At 75.3% G+C, this 259-nt stretch carries 1 pseudogene; it reads right to left on the bottom strand.

The annotated features are described in order from the left end of the window. Positions 1-259: pseudogene (locus tag KVT39_RS37005) on the bottom strand (alpha/beta hydrolase); the annotation flags it as partial.

The raw sequence follows: 259 nt of genomic DNA, 5'->3' as shown, positions 1-259 counted from the left end.
ACCCCGCTCCTCGGGCGGCCCGTGTGGGGGGAACCGCGGGCGACGCCGGCCGTAACCGGTGCGCGCCCGACGATCCAGTTCACCAGCGCGTCGATCGCCGCGGGCGGCAGGCGCGAGCGCGTGCCGTCCAGCATCGTCGTCGGCCATTCACAGAACGGATCGCACGTCACGTCCACGCCGCGCGCCAGCAACGCGCCGCGCAACGCAGGCCCGTCGCCCTGCTCCCGCTGGATCAGCAGCATCGCACCGGGCAGCGCCG

The organism is Burkholderia sp. GbtcB21, assembly GCF_019091065.1.
Taxonomy (GTDB): domain Bacteria; phylum Pseudomonadota; class Gammaproteobacteria; order Burkholderiales; family Burkholderiaceae; genus Burkholderia; species Burkholderia pyrrocinia_C.
Note: the sequence above shows the minus strand (reverse complement) of the source record. Positions and strands in the feature narration are given on the sequence as shown.